The organism is Streptomyces verrucosisporus (assembly GCF_017114865.1).
Lineage (GTDB): Bacteria > Actinomycetota > Actinomycetes > Streptomycetales > Streptomycetaceae > Streptomyces > Streptomyces fenghuangensis.
Genome location: NZ_JADEYH010000066.1, coordinates 1 through 2,160, shown reverse-complemented (window position 1 = coordinate 2,160; position 2,160 = coordinate 1). Strand labels below are relative to the sequence as shown.

Annotated in this window: 2 protein-coding genes; both read left to right on the top strand. The window is 73.0% G+C overall.

Features of this window, described 5'->3' with window-relative positions; all coding sequences use genetic code 11:
• The coding region (locus tag IQ279_RS27430; RefSeq protein WP_206352024.1) for a beta-ketoacyl reductase at window positions 1-1,021 on the top strand (1,021 nt) is incomplete at its 5' end.
• A gap of 86 nt (window positions 1,022-1,107) precedes the next feature.
• Window positions 1,108-2,160: beta-ketoacyl synthase N-terminal-like domain-containing protein (locus IQ279_RS27425; RefSeq protein ID WP_206352023.1), on the top strand; the 1,053-nt coding region annotated here is incomplete at its 3' end.

Here is a 2,160-nt window from a genome sequence, read left to right as displayed (position 1 = left end):
CATCACCGACGACGCGACGATCACCTCGCTGAAGCCGGCCCAGCTCGACGGCGTACTGCGGCCCAAGATCGACGGCGCGTGGAACCTGCACGATCTGACCAGGGACGCGAACCTGTCGGCGTTCGTCCTGTACTCGTCCGTCGCCGGTGTCGTCGGCACGCCGGGGCAGGCGAACTACGCGGCCGCCAACACCTTCCTCGACGCGCTCGCCCACCACCGGCACGCGAACGGCCTTCCCGCGCACTCCCTGGCATGGGGGCTGTGGGCCGAGAGCAGCGCGCTCAGCACCCATCTGTCCGACGCGGACCTCGGCCGCCTGGCCCGCCTCGGGCTTTCGCCCCTCGCCAGCGCCGAGGCCACCGCGCTGTTCGACGCGGCACTCGCCCTCGACCGGCCAGTACACGCCGTCACCCGGATCGACACCGGCGCGCTACGCAGGGCGGAGCACCTGCCGGCGGTGCTGCGGGGGCTCGTCCCGCGTCCGGCACCCCGGGCCGAGCGGCAGCAGGTGTCACTCCCGCAGCGACTGGCCGGGCTCCCGCCGGCGGAACAGCTGCAGGTGCTCACCGACCTGGTGCGGGCGAGGGCGGCCACCGTCCTCGGACACGCCGACGCCACCTCGATCGGGACGACCCGCGCCTTCAACGAGCTGGGCTTCGACTCGCTCACCGCGGTCGAGCTGCGCAACCAGCTGAACAGCGCTACCGGGCTGCGGCTGCCCACCACGGTCGTCTTCGACCATCCCAGCCCGGACGCACTGGCCGCGTATCTGCGCGCGGAACTCGTCACGGAGACCGCCGAACCGTCCCCCGCCGATCCGGTGCTGGCGGACCTCGACCGGCTGAGGGCCTCGCTGCCGGACGCGCTCTCCGACACGGCGGCGCACCAGAGCATCATCGACCGGCTGCGGGAACTGCTCGACCTCGCCGACGGTGCCGACCCGCTGCGCGACGGCAACCTGCCCGACCTCGACTCCGCGACCGACGAGGATCTGTTCGCCATGGTCGACGAACTCGACTAGCGCGCGGTGCCGCACGCCCGGCCCGTCCCCGACGAGCCGGGCGCCCCCACGACATCTGTGCCGATTCCCCATGGAGCTGAGACGACGTGACGACCGACGAGAACCAACTCCGTCAGTACCTCAAGCGTGCGGTCGCAGACGCCCGCGCGAGCCGCGAGCGGCTGCGCGAGGTGGAGGAGCGGGAGCAGGAGCCGATCGCGATCATCGGTATGGCGTGCCGCTACCCCGGCGGCGTGCGCTCTCCGGAGCAGTTGTGGCAGATCGTCGCCGACGGCACCGACGCGGTGTCGGCCTTCCCCGAGGACCGCGGCTGGAACGTCGACGACCTCTACGACCCCGACCCGGACGCGGTCGGCAAGTCGTACACCCGGTACGGCGGTTTCCTGCACGACGCGGACCTGTTCGACCCTGAGTTCTTCGGGATGTCGCCCCGTGAGGCGCTGGCCACCGACCCTCAGCAGCGGCTGCTGCTGGAGACCGCGTGGGAGGCGTTCGAGCGGGCGCGGATCGTGCCGGAGTCGGTGCGGGGCAGCCGTACCGGGGTGTTCGTCGGGGCGATGTACAACGACTACGGCTCGCGGCCCCGGCTGCCGGCCGAGGAGTTCGAGGGCTACCTCTACGGCGGCAGTGCGGGCAGTGTCGCCTCGGGCCGGCTCGCCTACACCTTCGGGCTGGAGGGCCCGGCGGTCACGGTCGACACCGCCTGCTCGTCCTCGCTGGTCGCCCTGCACCTGGCGGCGACGGCACTGCGCCGGGGAGAGGCAGACCTCGCACTGGCCGGCGGGGTGACGGTGATGTCCACACCCACCTCGTTCGTGGAGTTCTCCCGGCTGCGCGGGCTGTCGCCCGACGGGCGGTGCCGGTCCTTCGCCGCGTCCGCCGACGGCACCGGCTGGGCCGAGGGCGCCGGTCTGCTGCTGCTCGCCCGGCTGTCCGACGCACGGCGCGAGGGCCGCCCCGTGCTGGCCGTGATCCGGGGGTCGGCGATAAACCAGGACGGCGCCAGCAACGGACTGACCGCGCCCAACGGTCCCGCCCAGGAACGGGTGATCCGGCAGGCCCTCACGAGCGCGGGGCTGTCACCGGCCGATGTCGACGCGGTCGAGGCGCACGGCACGGGGACGAGGCTGGGCGACCCC